This is a genomic window from Shewanella sp. AS1 (genome assembly GCF_021412565.1).
GTDB lineage: Bacteria > Pseudomonadota > Gammaproteobacteria > Enterobacterales > Shewanellaceae > Shewanella.
Window position 1 is genome coordinate 79668 of sequence record NZ_JAKCLJ010000001.1, and the last position, 17379, is coordinate 97046.

Here is a 17379-nt window from a genome sequence, read left to right on the forward strand (position 1 = left end):
GAGTCGCTCCTGGTTACTTGCCTGCGGGGATCTGCTGGGTAATGCAGTGGATATTGCCGCCGCCCAATAAAATCTCCCGCGCAGGCACGCCGACTATCTCATAGTCCGGGAAGATGGCTTGTAACTTGTCTGCGGCAATCTCGTCGGTCGCCGGATCCAGCAGTGGGAATACGATGCGATTGTTAGTGATTAAAAAGTTCACATAGGAGCCGGCCAGACGCTCACCTGCGCTGCGTGGCACACCTGTGCCTTCGCTAACGCCTTTGGACTCCTCTTCGCTGCAATAGAGCGGCCCAGGTTGTGGCATCAGGTGTACCTTTAACTTACGCCCCTTGGCATCGACGCTGTTTTCTAAAATCTCTAAGGCGGCTTTTGAGCGAGCATACTGAGGATCGGACTCATCATCTGTCCAGTGCAAAATCACTTCACCTGGGCGGGCAAAGCAGCACATATTGTCAATGTGGCCGTCGGTCTCATCCATGAATACGCCATCGGTCAACCAGATAAACTGCTCGACATTGAGATACTCTTTTAGCAGGGCTTCAATCTGCTCTTTGCTTAAATCTGGGTTACGATTGCTGTTGAGCAGGCACTCGCTGGTGGTCATGCAGGTGCCTTCACCGTCCACATGGATTGAGCCGCCCTCTAGAATCAACGGCGCCTTGTAACGGGCAAAACCGTGCTGCTTGAGCATCTTAGCCGCTACTTGTTCATCTTTATCCCAAGGGAAATACAAGCCGCCGTTGTGGCCGCCCCAGGCATTAAAGCCCCAATCGACGCCGCGACATTCGCCTTCGCTATTGGTGACTATAGTCGGGCCTGTGTCGCGCGCCCAACAATCGTCGCTGTCGATCTCTACTAAGGTGACGTGGGAGGGCATTACCGCTTTGGCCTGATCTAAGAATGCTTTAGGCACGCCCATATACACAGGTGTCACCGCGCCAATGGCATCGGCCACCTTGGCAAATGTCGCCTGGGCATACTTGCCCGCTTCGCGCCAGTTGTCGGGGCGATAGGGCCAGATCATCCACACCGCTTGCTGCGCCGCCCATTCACCGGGCATGTGAAAACCATCTTGGGATGGCTTGGTCGATAAATCTGTGGCATTCACATTCGCGTTGGTCATTAATTTTGTCTCCAGTAATGCCGAAAAACGATAAAGGGGCGCCTTAACATTGGACGATAGAATAGGAATATACCGAACATCAATCAAATGAATTTAGAGGCTGACTAGCCTGGCGGCAGTATATCTTATCATTTGAGCCTGCTTGAACAGAATAGTGCTAAATCAGGGAAAGGTCAGAATGGACGAGAATTAGTCGGAGATGGGTTTATGAGGCCGAGGTGCGGATGATATTTGAGTATGGTTTCGACTTTGAGAATGGCTGACAGCCGGTGGTACGTTCGAATTGGTATTCATCTCCTCATGTGCAGGTACTGCTTCGACGCGCCGCGAGTACATCCATGTAGGCTCTGCGACAGCATCCATGCTGTCGAAGGTCTCAGCCGCACCTACACTGTGGAATTATTTTTAACTGCGTAGGCAAGGATACATCTTGCAGCAAATTGAGATACAGATTTGAAATGGTTATTCATACTTTATTTGGTGGGTATGTGGTTGTTTCAAATAAATGAAATGGAATAGTGAAAGCTTGCTTTTGGCAGATGTAATCAATGGTTCGTTTTATTCTTTTGAAGTTCATGATAATGCGTGTTTCACCCTCCTTTAGCTCATAATACTTTGATTCTGGAAACACATTAACTAGTTGGTCTAGCTTAGAGTAACTGTCAGCTATAATGCCCCGATATTCTTCTCTGTTATGTTCGTGGATTTTACCTATTGAGTACACGAATTCATCAATAACTTTATGTAAATCTACCCCTTTTTCTTGATAACAGTTTTTTTCAACGGCATTGAGCAGTCGATCGAGCGTAGCCTTCGATTGGCCACGAGCTCTAATAAATGTTGTGAACTTATTTTTGTCTAGGCAAGAGTAAAAAAGAAGTGTTTTTTCATGAAAGCCAAATGTAAATGAATCTATGAGCAATGAGTGGTGTTGAGCATAGTTGCGTAAAGATTCACCGATGGCATAGGCATCGCTTTCGTTAAAAAGCCTCTCTCGTATTAACTTAACTGACCGGTTATTCTGCTTATTTCCTGTAAGTTTAGATATAAACGACCGTTCTTCCTTGTAGCTTTTATCTAGATAAAATTTTGCAAAATTAAGAGTGGAGCAGAGTAGGCGATTAGCTTTTAGTTTGTAGTCATAGCTTTGATTTTCCAGTAAGCCGTTCATGCTCGAAAATTTGATAAGAGACTCATAAAGAAAAGTCTTGTACTCTAGATGTGATTGAACTATTTGGTCGTATAATTCTTCGAATTTGGAAATTTGGATAAGGTTAGTCAAACATTTTTTGTAGTCATTAAACTCTTCTCTATTAAGCTTGTGTACTTTATAGATAGGTGTGCGACTGACAAAGCTATAATCCGTCATAACATCCTCAGTAAAAGCAATCGTAGTCAATACATTCTCAGAATACTCTGTAGCATTAATAGAATTTGGTCAATTTGATAATTCCAAAAAGCGACTACAAATACGGCTAAATCGAAGAGGTGATAATACCCGAGTGTAGATGCTGCTGAGGGTATCGAAAACAGGGATTTTTTCGTTAAGCGGCCATGGATGGCGTAAAGCGCCCCGAAGCAGCGCCTACACAGAAGGTCGTTCATACATGTATCTGCGATCACGACATTGGTATATCCCTATACTGCACCCACCGCAGGTGATTCAAAACTCGATAAAACTGAGTTTCCAGTTGAACAAATCGCACGATTTAATCAAATTGACCATTTTGTGCGATACACATACACTTACTGAATATTGTATGCACTAAACACTCTGTTGGGGACTTGAACATGCAAACATTAACGGCCAATGATGCGAAGCGAAACTTTGGTGAGTTGCTGCTAAGCGCCCAGCGGGAACCGGTGAAAATTAGCAAAAACAGCAAAGATGCTGTGGTGGTGATGTCTATTAGAGACTTTGAAGCACTTGAGGCGATGAAGGCCGAATACCTTAAGCATTGCTTCGATTCGGCTAAGGACAACCTGAAAAAAGGTGCAGTGGTTGACGGGGAAAGTTTTCTGAAGTCGCTTTAGCGGGGCTTTGTGCTGATCGGCACGTCTCATGGAATAGCTCATGGAAAAGAGAAGCTATAAGCTCAGTCAGTTAGCGCAGGAGCACTTAACTAAAGTCAAAACTTACACAGTGGAAAACTTTTCCCAGTTGCAGTGGGACAAGTATAGAGTCACTCTGACGTCAGGTTTGCAGATGTTGGCCGAGAACCCTGATTTAGCAAGAAGCTGCAGTGACATAGTCCCAAATGGTTTTTACTTCCCTATAGGTAAACACATGAGGTAAACACATGGTTTACTTCACCAAGGAACAAGACTTCATTTTAGTTGTAGCCGTATTAGGCCAATCAAAGTCACAACAAAACCACATTAAATCAATAGTTTAAATAGTGGATCTTAGTTTCCTTTATTAGTCGTCTGCTCTTTTTTCGGGAAGTTGAGATCGACCTTTTCGTCTTCATCAGACTTCACACCAACGGCAATATAGCCCACATCTTCCTCCTGACCTGTCTCGGGGGAAATTCGGGTTTCTGTACCGTTCTCATGATATGGCTGCATACCGCTACAGGCTTGTAGCAATAGCAGTGCTGACAAGATAGACAAATAATTTTTCATACAACCCTATCCTTAGTTTATTGCGTTAATTGTTTGGGGGAAGATCAGTCACCTGCTCAACAAAGTAGCAGAAAGGGGGAACTGACATCAAGCTGAATCAATAGCGTTAAAAAGCATGACTTTGTTGCTCTTGGTTCTGGCACGACCAAGATAAAACCAAGCTCACCGTTTTTTGATCTAGCTCAATTTTGTGAGGTCGATAGCAATTAGCTGGCTCTTGATTTATTAGAGGTTTATTCCTGAATAAGAGCCTGCGATACTCAGCTTATCAATCGCTAGGGTCTGTTGACCTTTGCTGATGATTTTTGCAGCGAATTGTTGGGGTTTTATACAAGGCAGAGCCTTTGCGGTGTAGTTGTTCTACATAAAAAGGCGATAACGCGGTAGAAAGCCCCAACAAACGCTGCCCGAAGGGTTCGGCTAAAAGCGTTTTATGCTTCGTTAAGTGGTACTGACTTAGGCGACTAAGCTACATACAACTTGCCTCGCCTAAAACGCTTTTATCTCGAACAAAATTTAACCTTCAAAGGTCAACAGACCCTAATATTCTCGCCTTAAATCGCTCGGAGTTTCATGGATAAAAACCTCGAAAAAGTCCTGGAAAAAAATTTAGCTCGATGGCTTAAACAGCAAAAGTCGGCCTGTGGCGTTTATCTCAATTTAACTGTGTTACTGGGTGTGTTAACCGCTCTGGCGCTGGTGCTGCAGGCCTATCTGCTCTCGACCCTGCTGCAGGGGATGATTATCGAGTCGCGTCCCAAGGCGGAATTTATCACTCATTTTTATCTGCTCGGCGGCCTTATCCTGCTGCGCGCCGTGCTTGTGTATGCCCGCGAACGGGTGAGCTTTCGCGCCGGGCGTTTGCTGCGCGGCGCTATTCGAAAATCTGTCTTAGATAAACTCACCGAGCTGGGGCCTGTGTTTATCAAAGGCAAGCCAGCGGGCAGCTGGGCCAGTATCGTGCTGGAGCAGGTGGAAGACCTGCAGGATTTCTATGCCAAATACCTGCCGCAGATGCTGCTGGCGGGCTTTATCCCATTGACTATCTTGACCGTGGTGTTTCCTATCAACTGGGCGGCAGGGCTTATTCTGCTGACCACGGCGCCGCTCATTCCACTCTTTATGATCTTAGTTGGCATGGGCGCGGCCGATGCTAATCGCAAGAATTTCAGTGCACTGGCCAGACTGAGCGGCCACTTTATGGATCGCTTAAAAGGGATGCAGACCATCAAGCTTTTTTATCGCGGTGACAGCGAGATTAAGGCGATTGAAACCGCATCGGAGGAGTTTCGCAGTCGCACTATGGCAGTGCTTCGCATGGCGTTTTTAAGCTCGGCTGTGCTTGAGTTTTTTGCCGCCGTTTCCATTGCCGTGCTGGCGGTCTATTTCGGCTTTAGCTATTTAGGCCATCTGGATTTCGGCCATTATGGTGCCGGGCTGACCTTGTTTACCGGCCTGTTTGTGCTGATCTTGGCGCCTGAGTTTTATCAGCCGCTTCGGGATCTCGGTACTCATTATCACGCCAAGGCACAGGCCATAGGTGCGGCCGAGGCCTTGATGACGCTGCTTGAGCACGATCTTGAGGCTGATAGCGATAAAGCCAAAGCGCAAGCGTTTAATAGCCAGCAGCCGCTCACGCTAACCTTGCAAGAGGTGAGTGTGTTGAATCCAGATGGCGAGGTGTTAGCCGGGCCGCTGTCATTGACCTTAAGCCCGGGCGAGCAGCTGGCCTTGGTGGGGCCAAGCGGCGCAGGCAAAACCAGTCTGCTTAATATGTTGCTGGGTTTTCTGCCTTATACCGGCTCGGTACAGATCAACGGTATTGAGCTTAGAGAGCTAGACAGAGTCGATTATCGCCGTCATCTTGCCTGGCTGGGGCAGGAGCCGCAGCTGTTTTATGGCACCATCTTCGACAATGTGGCCTTAAGCGATCCCACTATGAGCGAAGCCGAGGTTTATGGGCTGCTGGACAGGGCCAATATCGGCGATTTTGTGCGCCAGCAGCCGCTGGGGCTTAACTATCCTATTGGCGAGCAGAGTGGCGGTTTGTCCGTTGGGCAGGCGCAAAGGCTCTGTCTGGCGCGCGCACTTGGGCAACAAGCTAAGCTGTTTCTGCTCGATGAGCCCACAGCCAGCCTAGACAGCATCAGCGAGCGGGCGGTGATGTCCGCGATTACTCAGGCAAGTGCGGGTATCACCAGCTTGATGGTGACCCACAGATTGGATGCCTTAACTGAGATGGACAAGATCTTGGTTTTAGATAAAGGCTTGCTGGTGCAGCAGGGCAGTTATCAGGAGTTGAGTCAGCAGCCAGGTTTGTTTAAGAAGATGTGTCATCAACTGCCCCACTCAATCGATGAGGTGAACCTATGAAGCCTCAGCTAACTCAGCTAACACAGCTAACTCAACTACTGCCATTTCTAAAACTGTTTAAGCGTCAGTGGCTGATGATGTCCATTGGTCTGCTATTGAGCGTGATCACTCTGCTGGCGGGGATCGGCCTGCTGTCATTGTCTGGCTGGTTTCTCTCGGCCACGGCCGTGGCGGGCCTGAGTGTGATAACCGCCCAGGCTTTTAACTATTTCACCCCGGCGGGTGGGGTGCGTTTTCTCTCGATCGCCCGCACGGTAAGCCGTTATGGTGAGCGTCTCGCCACCCATGAGGCCACCTTTAAGCTGCTGACGGAGCTAAGATGCTGGACCTGGCGACGACTCTTGCCCCTGAGCGCCCAGGACTTAAAAGGGCTGCGGGGCGGCGATCTGCTCAATCGTTTAGTGGCCGATATCGATACCTTAGATCATCTCTATCTGCGCTTGCTAACGCCTGTGGCGGCATCTTTGTTGATGATAGGGGCGCTCTACCTGTTTCTGGGCTGGTTCGACCCTCGTCTGGCGTCAATCCTCTGTGGGCTATTGCTGCTGTTTTGGTTGTTATTGCCTCTGCTGTTTTACCGTCTTGGCCACAGGCCGGGGATCGAGCAGCTGGAAGATAAGCGCAGGCTCAGAGTGACTATGCTGGAATACCTGCAGGGGCAAGCGGAGCTGACCCTGTTCGGTGCCTTGCCCCGTTATCGCCACGCGCTGGACGAGGCTCAGGCCAGGCTGTTTGCCAGTCAGGAGGCTATGGTGAAAGTGACGGCGCGGAGTCAGGCCATGCTGGTGCTCTGTCATGGTTTGGCGCTGCTGGTGCTGTTTTACTTGGCCGCCGATGGGGTGGGCGAGTCCCTGCCGCCCGGGCCTATGTTGGCGCTGGTGGTGTTTATGACACTGGCCTGTATCGAGATGCTGATGCCTGTTGCTGGCGCGTTTCAGCATCTGTCGGCCTGTGTCAGCGCAGCCAGCAGGGTGAGTGAGATAACCGAGCAGTCGCCAAGTATCCAGTTCGATTCATCAAGCACCCATAAGGTGAGCCGGGGTGAGTTGAGTATCAAGGCGCTGGATTTTAGCTATGGCGGGCAGGGTAGCAAGGTGCTCGATGGCATCGACTTTGAGGTGAAGGCCGGTGATAAGGTGGCCCTGCTGGGGCAAACTGGCTGCGGTAAATCCAGCTTGTTATCGCTGATTTTGCGTCAGTGGCAGGCGCAGTCGGGGCAGATATTGCTCGACGGTAAGCCGATTGAGGCATACAGCGAGGCCGAGCTCAGAGCCGGCATAGGGGTAATGAGCCAGCGTATCTATCTGTTTGCCGGCACCCTGAGGGATAACCTGACTTTGGCGCAAGCCGAACAAGTCGATACCGACTCGAAACCCTTGACGAGAGCTGAGCGAAAACAGGCACGGGAAGCCAATGATGCTAAGTTAATTGAGGTGCTAGAACGGGTGGGGCTTGGCAGTTTGACTCAAGGCGACAAGCCGCTGGATTGCTGGATAGGTGAAGGCGGTCGGCAGCTTTCTGGCGGCGAGCAGCGCCGTATCGGTGTGGTGCGTCTGCTGCTGCGTGATGCGCCGCTCTTGCTGCTCGATGAGCCAACCGAAGGGTTAGATCAAGCGACAGAGCGGGAGATCATGGTGTTGCTGCTGGAATTTGCCCAACACAAGACGCTGCTGATGATAAGTCATAGGCTCACTGTCATGTCACAGATGGATGAAATTCATCTGATGGAGGCGGGGAGAATCCGCGTCAGTGGCAGTCATCAGAGCCTGCTACAGCAGGATGACTATTACGCCAGTTTGCATCGTCAGCTGGGTTAATCCCTTAACACTATTCAAAAAGCAAAGCACAAAAAAGCCAGTTGCATTGCAACTGGCTTTTTAGGAGAGCGTTAAGCTAACTCAAGCAGTTATACCGCATTGTCGCTTATGGCTTATTCCTCGTTATCACCCAGAGACAAGAGGGTCGCATTACCACCGATAGCGGTGATGTTGTTGGTGCGTGTCTTCTCGGTCACGAAACGGGTCAGGTAGTGTGGGCCACCGGCTTTAGGACCTGTGCCCGACAGACCCTGACCGCCGAAGGGCTGTACGCCCACCACGGCACCAATCTGGTTACGGTTGATATAGACGTTACCCACATTTACCTTGCTGGCCAGCTCCATCGCATGGCTCTCGTTACGGCTGTGGATGCCCAGTGTCAGACCGAAACCTGTGGAGTTGATCTCATCAATCACCTTAGGCAGATCCGCCGCCTTGTAGCGAATAATGTGCAGGATAGGACCGAAATGTTCCTTCTCCAGCACCTTGATAGAGTCGATCTCTACTGCAGTCGGTGCCACAAAATGGCCATGTTCTGTGCCTGCTGGCAGTTCAAGCTGATTAACCAGACGACCGACCTGCTTGATATGGTCGATATGGGCATTCAGGTTGGTTTGGGCAGTGGCGTCGATCACAGGGCCCACATCGGTTTTCACCAGATTTGGATCGCCGATACTCAGCTCATCCATGGCGCCTTTGAGGACATCCAGCACTCGCTCGGCAACCTCTTCTTGCAGGAAGAGTACCCGCAGGGCCGAGCAGCGTTGGCCCGCGCTGGTGAACGAGGAGGAAACCACATCGTTAACCACCTGCTCAGGCTGAGAGGTCGAGTCCACTACCATGGCATTCTGACCACCGGTTTCGGCGATCAATGGAATGATGGCACCTTTACGCTCGGCCAGGGTCAGGTTGATTCGTTTTGCAGTCACGGTCGAGCCGGTAAAGCAGACGCCGCCGATGCGCTCGTCGCTGGTGATCGCCGCGCCTACTGTGGCACCTGTGCCAGGAAGGAATTGCAGCGCCTTAACCGGAATACCGGCTTGGTGAGCCAGCTGCACCGCGCGGTAACCTACGATAGAGGTCTGCTCGGCAGGCTTAGCCACGACTGTGTTACCCGCAGCCAAAGCTGCAGTAATTTGACCCAAGAAAATCGCCAGTGGGAAGTTCCAGGGGCTGATACAGACGAATACGCCGCGGCCTTGCAGGAACAGCTCGTTAAGCTCGCCAGTGGGGCCAGGCAGCAGCTCGGGTTTGCCCATCATCTTCTTGGCATGAACTGCGTAGTAACGACAAAAATCCACTGCTTCGCGCACTTCATCGATACCATCCTGAATGCTCTTGCCCGCTTCACGGGTACACAGGGCAATCAGCTCTTCGCGGTTCTCTTCTAACAGATCCGCCAGTTTTTGCAGGGCGTTAGCGCGTACTTCCACCGGCGTTGCACACCAGTCACCGAAAGCTTGATGGGCGCTGGAAAGTGCCTGCTCTATGGCCTGTGCTCCTGCGAAGCTGACCTGACCGACCACTTGGCGGGTGTCGTAAGGGCTGAGCACATCGACTGTTTCACCGCTTAGGGTCTCGCCGTCGACGATTGGGCCGGCTGTCCAGCTTGTGTCTTTATATTGCTCTAATGCCGCGAAGAAGGGGGCGGATTCCGAGATGATGTTCATGTTCATTCCCTTTGAGTTTTTACGTTCAGCACCGAAGATGTCGGCTGGCTGAACAATTTTGTTATTTGCCAGGGTTTTGTAGCTTTTCAGGGTCGTCAAAGGATGGACAACCAAAGAGTCTATTGGGGTCTTAGGATCCACCAATTTGTGCACAAATGAGCTGTTAGCGCCGTTTTCAAGTAGACGACGCACCAGGTATGGCAGCAGATCTTTGTGAGCTCCCACAGGGGCGTAGATACGCACCTTCTCCACGCCGCCCTCGGCGAGTAGCGTGTCGTACAGCTCTTCACCCATGCCGTGCAGACGTTGGAACTCATACAGACGATCGCCAGCCATGGCGGTGATCGCGGCTATGGTTTGGGCATTGTGGCTGGCAAATTGCGGGTAAATGGCACCGCGGGTCCAATCCGAGAGCAGGTAGCGAGCACAGGCAAGGTATGACACATCTGTGCTGGCCTTGCGGGTGTAGAGTGGGTAACCGCCTTCACCGGCGATCTGTGCCCATTTCAGCTCGCTGTCCCAGTAAGCGCCTTTCACCAGACGAACCGGGATCTCATCTCCTTGCTCTTTGGCGAGTTTTGTCAGCCAGCAGAGTACGGGTAGGGCGCGTTTCGAGTAGGCTTGTACCACTATGCCGAGCAGTCCCCAACCTTTAACGGCATCACTGCGGTAGAGTTTTTCAAACAGTTTAAGAGAGAGCTCTAAACGGTCGGCTTCTTCGGCATCGATAGATACACCTACATTTAGGCTGCGAGCCTGAGATACCAGTTTGACTAGCGTGTCGTACAGCTCTGTCATGGTGCGCTCTTCGTTGGCAACCTCGTAGCGAGGATGCAGGGCAGAGAGCTTGATAGAGATGGTGGGGCGCGGCGCCTCGGTTTCGTCATACTCCTGCTCGCCTAAGGCTTGGATCGCATTGGAGTAATCGTCGAAATATTTGAAGGCATCTTTCATGGTCAGCGCGGCTTCACCCAGCATATCGTAGCTGTGGGTGTAGCCGAGTTTGCGCTTATCGTTGCTGTTTTTCAGGGCTTCGTTGATGGTACGGCCAAGGACAAACTGCTTGCCCATGATCTTCATCGCCGCCAGCATGGCCTGACGGATAACAGGCTCACCTAAACGGTTGATCAGACGATTAAGCAGACTGCTTGGCTTACCGTCTATATTTTTGTCCAGCTTGATGATCTTACCCGTCAACATCAGTCCCCAGGTCGAGGCGTTGACTAAGGTTGAATCACTCTTACTCATGTGTTCGTCCCATTTCGCACCCGAGAGCTTATCTTCAATCAGTGCATCGGCGGTGGCGCCATCGGGAATACGCAGCAGGGCTTCAGCCAGACACATCAGGATGATCCCCTCTTGTGTGTCCAAACTGTACTGTTGCAAGAAAGCATCGATACCAACCATCAGACCCTTTTTATCGTATTGACGCACCTTAGTGACTAACTCATGGGCGCGCTGGGTGATCCGTTGGATTTCAGCCTCATCTGAGGGAACAAGCTTGATCAATTCACCGAGGTATTGTTCTTCGTCGACAATGTAGTTATCGGTAATTGCGTTAAAAAGCTCATCCAGGGTAGCTGAGTCATAACGACCAGTCAGAACTTCACTTGCTTTGAACATAGTAATTACTTCCACCTGACCTAAATTAGGGACAGTTTTGATAGGTAATAATGGCGCTTCATTATTTTTGTATACAATCTGGCGCCTTTCGCGCGCCGATTATACATACAAAATGTGACGAGGAACACTATTACAAGATCTATTGTGAACTTTGTTTGATTTCGATCCTGTTGGTATGGTGCAAACCCAGTGTTTATAAGGGTTTTCTGATGTTTGACTTGAGCCATTTGGGAGGGGTTTACTGGCAAAATAATAGCAAAAAGCCAGCGCTTGATACGCTGGCTTTCTTGGTGGTGAGCTTTTAATAACACTTGTTATTAAAAACGGATATCACCAACGATTCTTCTGGCGGCGACGGGGCCTTGGCAGATAGGCGATAATTACTCCGATCAGCAGACCTGCACCGGCAATCATACCGCCCTGCTTAAGCAGTTCATAGCGGTCATCGTTACGCAGTTTGGCCAATTCGCTGGTCGCCTTGTTGCGCTCGCTGGTGACACTGGCTAACTGCTTCTCGGCGTTGGCCAGTTGGGATTTCAGCTGGCTGATGAGCTGCTGACCATCACTGCTCTGGTTTTTCAGGTCGGCATACTTAGACTGAATTGACTCCAGTTTGGCTTCCACTTCTGGCAACTGAATACGGAAGCTTTTAGTGTTGCTGAGCATCTCGGTTTGTACCCAGCCTTCACGGCCTTTATGGTCGACTATCTTGCTGTAGTCGCCCTGGGTTTCGCCCAGGAAAGTAACAGGTTGACCGGCTTCGACACTGCCTACAATACGGTATTGAGTGCTGGGACCACCAAGGACATAGGTGAACACGTTATCGGAAATATAACGGTTAGGCTCGGCTGCCAAGAGATTAAACGACAGCGACATCATAGCTAGGGTAGATAAGAGTCTTAACACTTTGAGTTCTCTTCAACGAAATATTGCCACATGCTAGGGATTCAGGGCGCTTTTTGCAAGTGCTACTTGCGTGCTTCTTCTGGTCAATTTGTACAGACGGCTCTGATTCTAGGGGGCAGCAGTAAAAAATAGGGGAAGTCACAGGGCATAAAAAAAGGAAGTCCTGTGACTTCCTTTTTAGGGGGTAATTAACTCTAAGGTTAATTAAAAATGCCTTTGATCATAAAGAAGAAGATGATCGACAGGCCGGCACCTGCAGGCAGGGTAACCACCCAGGAGACTACGATATTACGTACCACGCCGATATTGATCGCTGCAATACCACGCGCCATACCCACACCCAATACCGCACCTACTAAGGTTTGTGTGGTGGAGATAGGCAGACCCGTACCCGAGGCGATGACTACAGTCGATGCTGCGGCCAGCTCGGCGGCAAAACCACGGCTTGGGGTTAGGTGAGTAATGTTCTTACCTATGGTTTGCATTACGCGCTTACCAAAGATAGCCAGACCCATCACAATACCGACGGCACCCAGAGGCAGAATCCACCAGGTGAGCGCGGCTTTACTGCTGATCACGCCACCACTTTCAACCACAGAAACCACGGCGGCTAAGGGGCCAATAGCGTTTGCCACATCGTTTGAGCCGTGAGCGAATGCCATACAACATGCGGTCACTACCATTAGGATGGCAAACACTTTTTCCACATTGAGGAACTGGGTTTTATGATCCGCTCTAGGGTCCATCTTCAGGCGTTTAATGGCGAAAATACCGCCAATACCCACCAGAACGGCAATCCCTACGGCAAGGGCATAGGCTTCACCGTTAGAGAAGTGCAAGCCTACGTGCTTAAGGCCTTTCTTGATGGTCACAAGTGACATCACAAAGCCAGCCAATGCCATGTAGAAAGGCACATAACGCTTGGCGTTATCCAGTGGTTTCTCTGTATTGAAGATCAGCTTCTGTACACTTTGGAAGATACAGAAAGCGATAAAACCAGAGATGGCAGGGGTGATAATCCATGAGCCAACAATACCTGTTACCTTGCCCCAGGCCACTGATTCTGGGTTAACACCTACGGCAGCAAACCCTACGATTGCACCCACAATCGAGTGGGTAGTGGATACAGGCCAGCCCAGTGCTGACGCTGCAACCAGCCAGATCCCAGCTGCAAGCAGCGAGGCGATCATACCGTAGACCAATAACTCAGGCACATCGATGAAATAGCTTGAGTCTATGATCCCTTTACGGATAGTGCTGGTAACTTCACCACCGGCCAGATAGGCGCCGGCGAATTCGAATATCATTGCGATAATGATTGCTTGTTTAATAGTAATGGCATTTGAACCTACAGAGGTTCCCATTGCATTGGCGACATCGTTTGCGCCAATACCCCACGCCATTAAAAAACCAAATGCGGCTGCAAAGGCGATAAGCCATGGCCCATTGGTGACTAATACATCAACCATGTTGATACCTTGATAACTTGTGTTTTAGACGCGAGCTAACATTAGCTCTAGGCGGGAACCGACACGCTCAGCAAGATCTGCTAAGTCTCCAACCCACTCAATTATCTTATAAAGGAACATCACATCGACCGGATTTAGCTCATTCTCAATGCTATATAACTGTCGACGTATCTTAATTTGTAAATCATCGGTATCTTCCTCAATGAGGTCGAGTTCACCGATCATCTTAGCGACAAGATCGACTTCACGCCCACGAAAGCCCGCTTCTAACAGATCTTCGAGTTCGTTGATGGCTTGTTTTGCTTGGGCAACAGCATCGAGACAACGCTGTAGATAAGCAGAAAAAGGATCTTGAATTGCTGCTGGGACAAGTAATTGACGGCCGATAATACGACCTGAAATGTCTTTCGCCTTGTTAGCGATCTTATCTTGCTGGGTAAGTAGCTCCAGTAAGTCAGTTCGTTCAACTGGCATAAACAGGCCACCAGGCAGAGTCAGACGGATCTCACGCTTGAGTTCGTCAGCTTCTCTTTCGGCTTGGCTGATCTGCTTACGAAGTTGAACCGCTTTGTCCCAGTCACCTGCGACAGTAGCTTCAAAAAAAGGCACAAGAATCGACGCACAGTCGTACACTTTGTCGATATGTTCTTGTAATGGTTTAATTGGCGATTTTGCAAACACGCCCAAAATAGAGTTTACTGGCATTGCCGTTTACCTATTTAGGTTATTCCACTGTTGGAAAATGCGGGCGCATGTTAACCCAAGCGACCGCGTATTGAAACTGTGTTTTTTTATAAAAAAACGTAGTTTTTATTCTAACGAGTTATATATAAACTCACCAAGCGTCATGGTAAAGGTCATTTATTGCAGAAATATGACATTATGAAGCTTTGGTTACCTTTGCATGATCTATTTATGACGACCACCCTAAAATTAATCAAAAAGCGAGCAATTGGCGAATGGAAGCCGAAATAGAACTTAAGCTATTTTTCCCCGAAAAAGAAAGAGAAGCCTTAATTTCGCTATTAGATAGTCTACCTCATAGTGAAACAAAAGGATCGAAACATCTCACAAATAGTTATTTCGATACTCAAGCATTACAGTTGCGAAAATGGGACATGGGTCTACGTATTCGAGGCTGCGATGGCCACTTTGAACAGACAATCAAAACCGCAGGCACAGTAATAGGCGGCGTGCACTCCCGCCCCGAATACAATGTTGATATCGATCAAGCAAAGGTGAATTTAGCCCTTTTCCCTGACACTATCTGGCCCGATAGCGCCGATTTGGCCAAAGTGGGCAATGAACTCCACTGCCTGTTTGATACCGATTTTACCCGTCAGACCTGGCATATCTATATAGAAGAGAGCCTGGTCGAAGTGGCGCTGGATATCGGCAGCATCAGCGCCAATGGTTTGAGTGAGCCTATTTGCGAACTGGAATTCGAGCTTTTGGCCGGTGAGACTCAGGCGCTCTTGAGCCTTGGGGAGCGAGTCACGGCGCAAATTCCGGCTCGTCTCGGCCAGGCGAGCAAGGCCCAACGCGGCTATCGGCTGGCGGCCATGTCCAGTCCTTTGCAGTTGGAGGCGCTCACCTTTATTCAGCTCGGTGAGGTAAAAGATCTTAAGCAGGCCTTTATTGCGCTTTTAAGCACGGGTCTTGAGCGTTGGCAGGGGCTGGAAGCCATGTTGCTCGATGCCAGCCTGGAGCAGCAACCCTTGCTGAGTTACCGTCTGCGCTCCTGTATTCGTCTGCTGCGCTGCTCACTGTCGCAGTTTAATCTGTTAACGCCTCAGCTTGAAGATGAGTTTGCTGGTCTCGAAGGCTATCTGGATTTTGTCGAGCAGGGGCAGAGTCTGGTGCAAGTGCTGCAAGATGATGAACTGCAGGGCGCCGATCTGCCAGACGCTAAGGCCGAGGGGCTTATCGAGCTTGCAAGGCAGCGGCTCGACTCTCTTAATATGCCAAAGGCGATCGACGCTATGCTGCAGGATATCCGCTATGGCCATCTGCAGCTGACCTTAGTGAAACTGCTGTTTCAGTGCCGCGCCGGTAAGCTCAACTTGACTAAGCAGCAGGACTTGCAGCAGTTTGCCGACGAGATGCAGGAAGCCTCATGGCTGCGAATCGTAAAATTGATGCCCTCGGAAGTGGCACTGAGTAGCGAAGATTATCAGCAGTTTGCCAAGGCGCTGGATGAGAGCATCTTAGTGGGCATGGCCTATGGCGAGCTCTATTCGTCCAAGTCGCGGGATCAGTTTAGGGCGCCCTGGCAGGATCTTATCTTAGGTATACGCACTCTGGCGGCCTACCGTCTACTGAGGCAGCTGGACGGCAGCGATAAGGCGCTGCAGCTTTGGCTGGATAATATGGAGCAGAGTCTGCTGTTTGCCATGGAACATACCCGTCGCAGCGCGCTCAAGGCGCAGCCTTATTGGCGCTAATTGCGGGTTAAACTCGTTATTCTTTGCTTTCAGATTTGGGCGCAGCCTGTGAGTCTTTCTCATCAAGCTGACGCTTAAGCTCGCTGATTTCTTGCAGAAGCAGAGCCTGATTGTTTTCCATGCGCGATAAGGCTGTCTCAATCTCACAGCGTAGCTCCTGGCGCTGGCTTTCCAGCTTTTCGCTCTCATCGGGGGAGATAAACAGAGACGCCATATAACCCGAGATCACCCCGAAGAAGCTGACGCCGCAGAGGATCACTATGCCGCCGATGAAGTGACCGATTGTGGTCACAGGGTAATAGTCGCCGTAACCTACGGTGGAGATGGTGACCAGGCTCCACCAGATGGCATGTTCGGCTGTGTGTATGTTGGCCTCGGGCACGCCATTTTCGACGATTAAGATCAGAATAGAGGAGGTGGCAAGTATGCCCACCATGGCCACAAGCAGGCTGGCCAGAGTGGCTTGGCGGCGCTGGCGCATCATGGGGATCAAGATAGAGCGGGTCATGCGCAGCAGGCGGATCACCCTTAGGATCTGGAACAACCTTGCCATACGCAGTGGTTCGATAGCGGGCACACTGGCGATAAGATCGATCCAGTTTTGTTTCAGGTAGGCACCTTTATCGTCGGCGCGAAACAGACAGGCAAAGAAATAGCTGATGAAGATGGTGCAGATGCCTGTGTCGATAAATAGCAGCAGTCGGCGGGTTTCCTGATCTAACTTGGCAAAGGTGAGCAGCAACACGATAATCACTGAGATGAAAGAGAGTATCATCATTGCTAACTGGAATGGCGTCGGTGACTGGGTCAGGGGGAGTTGCCAACGCTTTTTCTCTGCCATGAAAAATCTTCCTAAAAGCTAATGCGCTCGACCTAGCCAATTTGGTCTGCGCACTCAAATCAAATTGAATCTGTCTCTTTTTATCTCGCCGCTGTGCCTATTGCATAGAGCCAGCGAAAGCTAGGGTCTCAGGCTCAGTCTAATCTTTTCCTGTGACAAAATGAACCAAGTCATCGAGAACCCGGCGTTTTATCTCCAGTTGCTCGTTGGGATCCAGCTGATATTTTTCGGCCAGAAGCTGGTAATCCTCCAGACTCAGGGAGACAGTTAGTCGCGGCCGTTTGGGTCTTTTAGTGACAGATAGACCCAAGATATTGCGGATCTGATCCGAGGGGCTCACCCCGGCATCCAGCGCAGCCTTGCGGATAGAGTACTGAAACTTCTCGTCGAGGTCGAAGGCGACCTGGGTGGCTTTGGCGGCGTTCTGGTTTTGCTGCCACTGTTCTGGCAGTGGATTCTTGCTCTTGGTCATTGTCTCACCTTAG

General features: G+C 50.2%; 14 protein-coding genes. 5 read left to right on the forward strand and 9 right to left on the reverse strand.

Going from position 1 to position 17379, the window contains the following annotated elements:
* Positions 1–13: 13 nt before the first annotated feature.
* Positions 14–1126, reverse strand: a complete 1113-nt coding sequence (gene aguA, locus LZP69_RS00400) for an agmatine deiminase (RefSeq protein WP_234198077.1) — start codon at positions 1124–1126, stop codon at positions 14–16.
* Positions 1127–1592: 466 nt separating this feature from the next.
* Entirely contained in the window at positions 1593–2525 is a 933-nt protein-coding gene (locus tag LZP69_RS00405; protein ID WP_234198078.1) for a hypothetical protein, read from the reverse strand.
* A 392-nt stretch (positions 2526–2917) separates the two neighbouring features.
* Between LZP69_RS00405 and LZP69_RS00410 the strand changes: the two genes are divergently transcribed.
* Together LZP69_RS00410 and LZP69_RS00415 are read left to right on the forward strand one after the other, a co-directional pair.
* Positions 2918–3160 carry a type II toxin-antitoxin system Phd/YefM family antitoxin gene (locus LZP69_RS00410; protein ID WP_234198079.1) on the forward strand — a complete coding sequence of 81 codons (243 nt, stop codon included), beginning with the start codon at positions 2918–2920 and terminating at the stop codon, positions 3158–3160.
* A 40-nt stretch (positions 3161–3200) separates the two neighbouring features.
* Complete coding sequence (locus LZP69_RS00415) at positions 3201–3422, forward strand: type II toxin-antitoxin system RelE/ParE family toxin (RefSeq protein WP_442800650.1); 222 nt, start codon at positions 3201–3203, stop codon at positions 3420–3422.
* 110 nt (positions 3423–3532) lie between these two features.
* Here the strand turns inward: LZP69_RS00415 and LZP69_RS00420 are convergent, their stop codons facing one another.
* Positions 3533–3751 carry a hypothetical protein gene (locus tag LZP69_RS00420; RefSeq protein WP_234198080.1) on the reverse strand — a complete coding sequence of 73 codons (219 nt, stop codon included), beginning with the start codon at positions 3749–3751 and terminating at the stop codon, positions 3533–3535.
* 573 nt (positions 3752–4324) lie between these two features.
* Here LZP69_RS00420 and cydD point away from each other — a divergent pair.
* Together cydD and cydC are read left to right on the forward strand one after the other, a co-directional pair.
* Positions 4325–6124 (forward strand): heme ABC transporter permease/ATP-binding protein CydD, encoded by a 1800-nt coding sequence (gene cydD, locus LZP69_RS00430; RefSeq protein ID WP_234198081.1) that lies wholly within the window; start codon positions 4325–4327, stop codon positions 6122–6124.
* On the forward strand, positions 6121–7941 hold the full coding sequence (gene cydC / locus LZP69_RS00435; protein WP_234198082.1) for a heme ABC transporter ATP-binding protein/permease CydC: 1821 nt from the start codon (positions 6121–6123) through the stop codon (positions 7939–7941). Before cydD ends, cydC begins: the two co-directional genes overlap by 4 nt.
* A gap of 113 nt (positions 7942–8054) precedes the next feature.
* Here cydC and putA read toward each other — a convergent pair whose 3' ends face one another.
* From putA to LZP69_RS00455, 4 genes are all read right to left on the reverse strand, one after another.
* A complete protein-coding gene (putA, locus tag LZP69_RS00440; RefSeq protein WP_234198083.1) occupies positions 8055–11234 on the reverse strand; it encodes a bifunctional proline dehydrogenase/L-glutamate gamma-semialdehyde dehydrogenase PutA in 3180 nt (1059 codons plus the stop codon).
* Between the two features lie 330 nt (positions 11235–11564).
* A complete protein-coding gene (locus tag LZP69_RS00445; RefSeq protein WP_234198084.1) occupies positions 11565–12140 on the reverse strand; it encodes a TIGR04211 family SH3 domain-containing protein in 576 nt (191 codons plus the stop codon).
* 200 nt (positions 12141–12340) lie between these two features.
* The gene (locus LZP69_RS00450) at positions 12341–13609 is read right to left on the reverse strand and encodes an inorganic phosphate transporter (protein ID WP_234198085.1); all 1269 of its coding nucleotides are present in this window, start codon (positions 13607–13609) and stop codon (positions 12341–12343) included.
* Between the two features lie 24 nt (positions 13610–13633).
* Positions 13634–14314 carry a TIGR00153 family protein gene (locus tag LZP69_RS00455; protein ID WP_234198086.1) on the reverse strand — a complete coding sequence of 227 codons (681 nt, stop codon included), beginning with the start codon at positions 14312–14314 and terminating at the stop codon, positions 13634–13636.
* A 254-nt stretch (positions 14315–14568) separates the two neighbouring features.
* On the opposite strand from LZP69_RS00455, the gene LZP69_RS00460 reads away from it, so the two are divergent.
* On the forward strand, positions 14569–16053 hold the full coding sequence (locus tag LZP69_RS00460) for a CYTH domain-containing protein (protein WP_234198087.1): 1485 nt from the start codon (positions 14569–14571) through the stop codon (positions 16051–16053).
* 16 nt (positions 16054–16069) lie between these two features.
* Here LZP69_RS00460 and LZP69_RS00465 read toward each other — a convergent pair whose 3' ends face one another.
* Entirely contained in the window at positions 16070–16894 is an 825-nt protein-coding gene (locus LZP69_RS00465) for an ion transporter (RefSeq protein ID WP_234198088.1), read from the reverse strand.
* Between the two features lie 139 nt (positions 16895–17033).
* Entirely contained in the window at positions 17034–17366 is a 333-nt protein-coding gene (locus LZP69_RS00470) for a hypothetical protein (RefSeq protein ID WP_234198089.1), read from the reverse strand.
* Between the last annotated feature and the right edge of the window lie 13 nt (positions 17367–17379).

Excerpts from the sequence above, each read along its gene's own strand:
- aguA (WP_234198077.1), bottom strand. The coding sequence starts at position 1,126 with ATGACCAACGCGAATGTGAATGCCACAGATTTATCGACCAAGCCATCC.
- LZP69_RS00410 (WP_234198079.1), top strand. The coding sequence starts at position 2,918 with ATGCAAACATTAACGGCCAATGATGCGAAGCGAAACTTTGGTGAGTTG.
- LZP69_RS00415 (WP_442800650.1), top strand. The coding sequence starts at position 3,201 with ATGGAAAAGAGAAGCTATAAGCTCAGTCAGTTAGCGCAGGAGCACTTA.
- LZP69_RS00420 (WP_234198080.1), bottom strand. The coding sequence starts at position 3,751 with ATGAAAAATTATTTGTCTATCTTGTCAGCACTGCTATTGCTACAAGCC.
- cydD (WP_234198081.1), top strand. The coding sequence starts at position 4,325 with ATGGATAAAAACCTCGAAAAAGTCCTGGAAAAAAATTTAGCTCGATGG.
- cydC (WP_234198082.1), top strand. The coding sequence starts at position 6,121 with ATGAAGCCTCAGCTAACTCAGCTAACACAGCTAACTCAACTACTGCCA.
- putA (WP_234198083.1), bottom strand. The coding sequence starts at position 11,234 with ATGTTCAAAGCAAGTGAAGTTCTGACTGGTCGTTATGACTCAGCTACC.
- LZP69_RS00450 (WP_234198085.1), bottom strand. The coding sequence starts at position 13,609 with ATGGTTGATGTATTAGTCACCAATGGGCCATGGCTTATCGCCTTTGCA.
- LZP69_RS00455 (WP_234198086.1), bottom strand. The coding sequence starts at position 14,314 with ATGCCAGTAAACTCTATTTTGGGCGTGTTTGCAAAATCGCCAATTAAA.
- LZP69_RS00460 (WP_234198087.1), top strand. The coding sequence starts at position 14,569 with ATGGAAGCCGAAATAGAACTTAAGCTATTTTTCCCCGAAAAAGAAAGA.
- LZP69_RS00465 (WP_234198088.1), bottom strand. The coding sequence starts at position 16,894 with ATGGCAGAGAAAAAGCGTTGGCAACTCCCCCTGACCCAGTCACCGACG.
- LZP69_RS00470 (WP_234198089.1), bottom strand. The coding sequence starts at position 17,366 with ATGACCAAGAGCAAGAATCCACTGCCAGAACAGTGGCAGCAAAACCAG.